The organism is Thauera phenylacetica B4P (assembly GCF_000310225.1).
In the GTDB taxonomy this organism is placed as follows: domain Bacteria; phylum Pseudomonadota; class Gammaproteobacteria; order Burkholderiales; family Rhodocyclaceae; genus Thauera; species Thauera phenylacetica.
Genome location: NZ_AMXF01000217.1, coordinates 1 through 6,788, shown reverse-complemented (window position 1 = coordinate 6,788; position 6,788 = coordinate 1). Strand labels below are relative to the sequence as shown.

General features: G+C 66.8%; 5 protein-coding genes and 1 rRNA gene. 2 read left to right on the top strand and 4 right to left on the bottom strand.

Going from position 1 to position 6,788, the window contains the following annotated elements:
* Positions 1–117, bottom strand: a 16S ribosomal RNA gene (locus tag C667_RS18620); the annotation flags it as partial.
* A 541-nt stretch (positions 118–658) separates the two neighbouring features.
* Entirely contained in the window at positions 659–2,215 is a 1,557-nt protein-coding gene (locus C667_RS18615) for a hypothetical protein (protein ID WP_245538500.1), read from the bottom strand.
* Positions 2,216–2,269: 54 nt separating this feature from the next.
* On the opposite strand from C667_RS18615, the gene C667_RS18610 reads away from it, so the two are divergent.
* Positions 2,270–3,064 carry a thymidylate synthase gene (locus tag C667_RS18610; protein WP_004375527.1) on the top strand — a complete coding sequence of 265 codons (795 nt, stop codon included), beginning with the start codon at positions 2,270–2,272 and terminating at the stop codon, positions 3,062–3,064.
* The gene (locus C667_RS18605) at positions 3,061–3,555 is read left to right on the top strand and encodes a dihydrofolate reductase (RefSeq protein WP_004375525.1); all 495 of its coding nucleotides are present in this window, start codon (positions 3,061–3,063) and stop codon (positions 3,553–3,555) included. The genes C667_RS18610 and C667_RS18605 overlap by 4 nt, the downstream gene beginning before the upstream one ends.
* Before the next feature lie 96 nt (positions 3,556–3,651).
* On the opposite strand, the gene C667_RS18600 is transcribed toward C667_RS18605, so the two are convergent.
* Positions 3,652–5,895 (bottom strand): arginine/lysine/ornithine decarboxylase, encoded by a 2,244-nt coding sequence (locus tag C667_RS18600; RefSeq protein WP_004375523.1) that lies wholly within the window; start codon positions 5,893–5,895, stop codon positions 3,652–3,654.
* Positions 5,896–6,041: 146 nt separating this feature from the next.
* Positions 6,042–6,608 carry a dCTP deaminase gene (gene dcd, locus C667_RS18595; protein ID WP_004375521.1) on the bottom strand — a complete coding sequence of 189 codons (567 nt, stop codon included), beginning with the start codon at positions 6,606–6,608 and terminating at the stop codon, positions 6,042–6,044.
* Positions 6,609–6,788: the final 180 nt, after the last annotated feature.

Below are 6,788 nucleotides of genomic sequence, written 5' to 3'. Positions count from 1 at the left end.
GCATTACTCACCCGTTCGCCACTCGCCGGCAGGCCGAAGCCCCCGCTGCCGTTCGACTTGCATGTGTAAAGCATGCCGCCAGCGCTCAATCTGAGCCAGGATCAAACTCTTAAGTTCAATCCAGCAAAGTACTCAAATAACTGACTTTCATCAGCATGAGCACCAACCATTGCGATACTTCCGCGACCGAAGTCGCCGACCGCAACAACCAAGCACCCACACTTATCGGTTGTCCAAGTTTTTAAAGAATCGCTGCGTTGCCGCAGCGAAGAAGCGAGATTATGTAGAACCTACATCACCCTGTCAAGCATTTCGCAGATCTTTTTTCGCGCCGCCCCGGCAAACACCCGAACGACCCGACCCCGAAACACCCCACCGCCTCCTCCCTCCCCGCACCGCTGCGCTTGCGTTCAAGCACCGCTGCGCTGGAAGAGGTGCGCATTATAGACACCCGAACCCGACGGTCAAGCACAAAAAACAGCAAAAATACTGATGAACCCATGCAGGGCGCCGCCGCGCCCGTTCGCGCCTGCCGGCGCTCCTGCAGGAACGGCTGCAAAGTTGGCGCGCCGGTGGGCGGTTTTGCGGCGGGCGGGCATCGATTCCTCCAAGGCTGGCACGCTGCGGGCATCGAACCCGGCGGCGCCCACCGAGGAACTCACAGCACCTGGAACACCTGCAGTTGATAGCCGGCTTCACGCCGCAGGACACCCAGCGAGCGTAACTTGCAGACCGTCCCGGACGTCTTCACGAAGACCGGCTCGGCAAGCGGGGGCGCGTTCGCAGGCATCAGAATGCGCAGGGCCTCGCCCTTGGCCGGGACGTCGCACAGGATGCTGTCGATGCTGTTGCGGCCATCATCGACCACCCCGAGCGAGGGCGATCGTGCGAGCAGTTCGATGCCCAGGCCGGCATGCGTCGCCCACATGCGCAGCCGGCGCACGATGCCGAGTTGCCAGCCCTCTCCATCCACGAAATGAATGCCAAGGAGCTCGCCGATATCGGGCCAGGCCCGCGTCGGATCGCTGTTGGCGACGATCTGCAGGCCGCTGCGACTGAAGTCGACCACTCTCCAGTTCCGCGGCACCGGAAGCGGCTGGCCACCGATGACCGCGGCGCAGGCGTGCAGCCCACGCGCGATGTCCGCGCTGGCGTCCTGCAGGTATCGGCGGCGCGTGCGCACGGGTGGCGCCTTCGACCACTGCATGCGCAGGTATTCCACGGCGGCGCGCGCGTGCTCGAGCGGGAGACGGCCGAAGGGTGCGGGCACGATCGAGCGCGCGAGCTGCCGCGAGAACTCGGCCAGCAACTCCCCCGCAGCCCAGGGAGCGAAGCGCCACTCGCCCTCCCGATGCTTGCCCATCTGGCGGACCGGGATGGTACCCTCCTCAGGGATCACCACATATTGAGGCACGTCGGCAGCACGGCGATCGAGCGACAGGAAGGGCAGGCAGATGTCCACGACGTGGCCGAGCGCGATCCCCATCTCGAGCTCGACCTGGTCGAGATTGATGCTGTAGTGCGCGACCGCGCGCAGATACTCGCGGCCGATGTTGTGGACGTCGCCACCGACTACGTTATCGCGCGCCTCCGTCGATGCGGCGAAGAGCTGGCCGATGCGCGCCCACAGCACGTCGTCGGGGCCGAAGCGATCGCAAGCGGACCATTTCAAGGCCTCGACCACGCCGCTTGCCAGCCGCAGGCGGGTCTCCTCCGAGCCGGCCACCGAGTTCGACGGAGACAGGCACCAATAGCCGTCGCACACCGCCATCCAGGCGTCACGCACTCCCGCCAGCCAGCGCACCCACCATGCGTGGTCATGCGCCGAAGCGGGCTCACCCAGGGCACGCACGCCGATCGGCGCGGAGCGCTCCACCGCCTCGCGCAAGGCATCGTCGAAACTGGAGACCACGTGAAGTCCGGCGACTTCGGTCTTGGAACTGCCCGGCTTGTACAAGGCCCGCAAGGTCGCCGTCGCCGCCTCGAGCCCCACAACCGGATTCCCGCCTCCGGCGAGCACGCCGGCGGGAGTGTAGTCGAGCGTTCTGGGCTGATCCAAAGGCCATTCTCCGCGCAAGCCGCGCCCGAGCTTCCCAGGATGGGAAAATCGCTGGAGCGCGCGACGTTTGACCACATTCTGAACCAGCGCGGAAGGCGGTGTCCACCGCCTGTCCGCCATGACGAATGCGACATCGGGCGCCGCCGGCCCGATCACAGCGCAGACTGCCCGCCCGCACAGTAGAATCACGCCTTTTTACCGGGAGCGAGCATGCGACAGTACCTCGACCTGATGCGCCATGTGCTCGAGCACGGCGACCCCAAGACCGACCGCACCGGCACCGGCACCCTGTCGGTGTTCGGCTGGCAGATGCGCTTCCGCCTGCAGGACGGCTTCCCGCTCCTCACCACCAAGAAGCTGCATACGCGCTCGATCATCCACGAGCTGCTGTGGTTCCTGCAGGGCGACACCAACATCCGCTACCTGAAGGACAACGGCGTGTCGATCTGGGACGAGTGGGCGGACGCCGACGGCGAGCTCGGCCCGGTGTACGGCAAGCAATGGCGGCGCTGGGAGACCGCGGACGGACGCACGGTCGACCAGCTCGCGCGCGTGGTCGAGAGCCTCCGCCGCAACCCGGATTCGCGCCGCCACCTCGTTTCGGCGTGGAATCCAGGCGAGGTCGACGCCATGGCCCTGCCGCCCTGCCACGCCCTGTTCCAGTTCTACGTCGCGGGCGGTCGCCTGTCGTGCCAGCTCTACCAGCGCAGCGCGGACATCTTCCTCGGCGTGCCCTTCAACATCGCCTCCTATGCCCTGCTGACCCACATGGTCGCGCAGGTCTGCGAGCTCGAGCCGGGCGACTTCGTGTGGACCGGCGGCGACTGCCACCTGTACAGCAACCATCTGGAGCAGGCGCGCGAACAACTGGGGCGCGACCCGCGCCCCCTGCCGACGCTGCGCCTGAACCCGGCCGTGCGCGAGCTCTTCGGCTTCCGCTTCGAGGACATCGCGCTCGAGGGCTACGACCCGCACCCCCACATCAAGGCGCCGGTGGCGGTATGAAGAGGCTCGAGATCGTCCTCATCGCCGCGGTCGCGCGCAACGGCACCATCGGCCGCGACAACGAGCTGCCCTGGCGGCTCAAGGCCGACCTGCAGCATTTCCGCGCGCTCACCCTCGGGCACCCGATCCTGATGGGGCGCAAGACCTGGGAGTCGCTCGGCCGCCCGCTGCCCGGACGGCGCAACCTCGTGGTGAGCCGCGACCCCGGGTTCCGTGCCGAAGGCGCCGAATGCTTCGCCGATCCCGCGGCCGCGATCGCCGCGGCCGGCGAGGCGCCGACGCTGTTCGTGATCGGCGGCGCCCAGCTGTACGCCCAGCTGCTCCCCCGCGCCGACCGCCTCGAGCTCACCGAGGTGCACGCCGACGTCGACGGCGACGCGCACTTCCCCGCCTTCGATCCGGCGCAGTTCATCGAGGAGCGCCGCGAGGCGCACCACGCCGACGCCGACCACGCGTTCGCCTTCGACTTCGTGCGCTACCGCCGGCGCTGAGCGCGGCCACGGCATCGCCCCCGAGCACCGCATGAAACGACGAGGGCCGCATCCCGCGGCCCTCGTCGTTTCACCCACCCCCGCTGCGCACGAGACTCAGCCCTTCACGCAATCCACGTGATAGCGGCCGTCCTCGCCCTTGACCAGGCCGTGGATGTCGGTCTCGAAGCCGGGGAAGCGGGCGTTGAAGTCACGCGCGAACTTCAGGTAGCGCACGATCGTCGCGTTGAAGCGCTCGCCCGGGATCAGCAGCGGGATGCCCGGCGGATAGGGCGTGACCAGCATCGCGGTGACGCGACCCTCGAGCTCCTCGATCAGCACGCGCTCGATCTCACGGTGCGCCATGCGCGCGAAAGCGTCCGCCGGCTTCATCGCCGGGACCATGTCCGACAGGTACATCTCGGTGGTCAGGCGGGCAACGTCGTTGGCCTTGTAGAAGCTGTGGATCTGGTCGCACAGGTCCTTCAGGCCGACGCGCTCGTAGCGCGGGTGCTTGGCGATGAACTCGGGCATCACCCGCCACAGCGGCTGGTTACGGTCGTAGTCGTCCTTGAACTGCTGCAGCTCGGTCACCATCGTGTTCCAGCGGCCCTTGGTGATGCCGATGGTGAACATGATGAAGAAGGAGTACAAGCCGGTCTTCTCGACGATGATCCCGTGCTCGGCCAGGTACTTGGTGACGATCGCCGCCGGGATGCCGGTGTGTTCGGCGAAGTCGCCGTCCATGTTGAGGCCCGGGGTGATGATCGTGGCCTTGATCGGATCGAGGATGTTGAAGCCCTCGGCCAGGTTGCCGAAGCCGTGCCAGCCCTCACCCGCCTTCAGCGTCCAGTCGTCGCGGGTGCCGATCCCCTCTTCAGCCAGGAACTCGGGCCCCCACACCTGGAACCACCAGTCGTCGTCGCCGAATTCGGCGTCGACCTTGCGCATCGCGCGGCGGAACTCGACCGCCTCGGACAGCGACTCGTTGACCAGCGCGGTGCCGCCCGGCGCCTCCATCATCGCCGCCGCCACGTCGCAGGACGCGATGATCGCGTACTGCGGCGAGGTCGAGGTGTGCATCAGGTAGGCCTCGTTGAAGATGTCGCGGTCGAGCCTGCGGGTCTGCGAGTCCTGCACGAGGATCTGCGAGGCCTGGCTGAGGCCGGCGAGCAGCTTGTGGGTGGACTGGGTCGCGAAGACCATGGACTCGCGGCAGCGCGGGCGGTCGGCGCCGATCGCGTGGTAGTCGCCGTAGAAATCGTGGAAGGCGGCGTGCGGCAGCCAGGCCTCGTCGAAGTGCAGGGTATCGATCTGGCCGTCGAGCAGGTCCTTGATGGCCTCGACGTTGTACACCACGCCGTCGTAGGTCGACTGGGTGATGGTGAGGATGCGCGGCTTCTTGTTCCTGGCCTCGCGCGCGAAGGGGTTGGCCTCGATCTTCTTCCGGATGTTCTCGATCGAGAATTCCTCCAGCGGGATCGGGCCGATGATCCCGTAGTGGTTGCGCGTCGGCGTCAGGAACACCGGCACCGCGCCGGTCATGATGATCGAGTGCAGGATGGACTTGTGGCAGTTGCGGTCGACGACGACGATGTCGCCGGGCGCCACCGTGGTGTGCCACACCATCTTGTTCGAGGTCGAGGTGCCGTTGGTGACGAAGTACAGGTGGTCGCAGTTGAAGATGCGCGCCGCGTTGCGCTCCGAGGCCGCCACCGGGCCGGTGTGGTCGAGCAGCTGGCCGAGCTCGTCGACCGCGTTGCACACGTCCGCGCGCAGCATGTTCTCGCCGAAGAACTGGTGGAACATCTGCCCCACCGGGCTCTTCAGGAAGGCGACCCCGCCCGAGTGCCCCGGGCAGTGCCACGAGTACGAGCTGTCGGCCGCGTAGTGCACCAGCGCACGGAAGAAGGGCGGCGCCAGCGAATCGAGGTAGTTCTTCGCCTCGCGCACCACGTAGCGCGCGATGAACTCCGGCGTGTCCTCGAACATGTGGATGAAGCCGTGCATCTCGCGCAGCACGTCGTTGGGGATGTGGCGCGTGGTGCGCGTCTCGCCGTGCAGGAAGATCGGGATGTCGGCGTTGCGGAAGCGGATCTCCACGACGAAGGCGCGCAGGTCGGCGATGGCCTTGGCCGAGGCCTCGGGCGAGGAGAACTCCTCGTCGTCGATCGACAGGATGAAGGTCGAGCCGCGGCTCTGCTGCTGCGCGAAGGAGGTCAGGTCGCCGTAGCTGGTGACGCCGAGCACCTCCATGCCCTCCTCCTCGATCGCCTTGGCGAGCGCGCGGATCCCCAGTCCCGAGGTGTTCTCCGAGCGGAAGTCCTCGTCGATGATGATGATGGGGAAGTGGAATCTCATCCTGGTCGTCTCCAGCGGGTCCTTGCGGGCCGGGTAAAACCGGCAGTGTACTCCGAAGATTGCCCGCGCGTTACCGAAAGTGGTTCAAGAAAGCACAAGGGGCCGTCAGGCGGCCCCGTGGAAGAAGTCGTGCGAAGCGAAGGCGCTCAGATCTTCGGCAGGGTGACGCCGGTCTGGCCGAGGTACTTGCCGCCGCGGTCCCTGTACGAGGTCTCGCACACCTCGTCCGACTCGAAGAACAGCATCTGCGCCACGCCTTCGTTGGCGTAGATCTTGGCCGGCAGCGGCGTGGTGTTGGAGAACTCCAGGGTCACGTGGCCCTCCCACTCGGGCTCGAGCGGGGTGACGTTCACGATGATGCCGCAGCGCGCATAGGTGCTCTTGCCCAGACACACGGTCAGCACGCTGCGCGGGATGCGGAAGTACTCGACCGTGCGCGCCAGCGCGAAGGAGTTCGGCGGGATGATGCACACGTCGCCCGTGAAGTCGACGAAGTTGCGCGCGTCGAAGTCCTTGGGGTCGACGATCGTCGAGTTGATGTTGGTGAAGATCTTGAATTCGTTCGCCACGCGCACGTCGTAGCCGTAGCTCGAGGTGCCGTAGGACACGATGCGGCCGGTGTCGTTGGTGCGCACCAGGTCCGGCGCGAAGGGCTCGATCATGCGGGCCTGTTCGGCCATGCGGCGGATCCACTTGTCGGACTTGATGGACATGGGCGCGTCTTCCGGCGGGTTGCGGTGCGGGCGGCGGAGGCCGCCCTTGAAAAGCCGCGTAGTGTAAGGCAGGCAGGCTGCGGGCGAAAGGCGCAAAGCGAACGGGGAGCGAACCGAGAACGAACGCAACGCGGCCCGAGCGCGCGAGCCAGGCCGCTGCCGCGCGCGCCCGCCGCAGCG

Bases quoted from the DNA above. Each gene is read 5' to 3' on its own strand.
- C667_RS18605 (WP_004375525.1), top strand. From the start codon at position 3,061: ATGAAGAGGCTCGAGATCGTCCTCATCGCCGCGGTCGCGCGCAACGGC.
- C667_RS18600 (WP_004375523.1), bottom strand. From the start codon at position 5,895: ATGAGATTCCACTTCCCCATCATCATCATCGACGAGGACTTCCGCTCG.
- dcd (WP_004375521.1), bottom strand. From the start codon at position 6,608: ATGTCCATCAAGTCCGACAAGTGGATCCGCCGCATGGCCGAACAGGCC.
- C667_RS18610 (WP_004375527.1), top strand. From the start codon at position 2,270: ATGCGACAGTACCTCGACCTGATGCGCCATGTGCTCGAGCACGGCGAC.